Annotated in this window: 1 protein-coding gene; it reads right to left on the reverse strand. The window is 68.9% G+C overall.

What is annotated here, in order from left to right; translation table 11 throughout:
- The coding region (locus CVH10_RS19735; protein ID WP_219924868.1) for a hypothetical protein at positions 1 to 280 on the reverse strand (280 nt) is incomplete at both ends.

Consider the following 280-nt stretch of genomic DNA (forward strand, 5'->3'; position numbering starts at 1 on the left):
TCGAGCCACTTGCCGCGCTTGATCACCTCGTTGACGCGGCCCTGGTTCACCCCGACCTTGAAGGCGATCTCCTGCTGAGTCATGCCGGTGGAGGCGTGCAGCTCCAGGATCGCGCGGGCGAGGTCGGGCGTCATCTTCTGGCCGGTGATGCGCCGGGCCGGGCGGATGGTGCGGGTCTGCCGGTCGCGCTCGCGCAAGCGCTCGAGCAGGGCGAGCGCCATGTGCATGCCGTGCTCGCGCAGAGCCTCCTCGAATTCCTTCAGCGTCGCCATGACCGGCT

Source organism: Halomonas sp. ND22Bw, assembly GCF_003011945.1.
Lineage (GTDB): Bacteria > Pseudomonadota > Gammaproteobacteria > Pseudomonadales > Halomonadaceae > Halomonas > Halomonas halophila.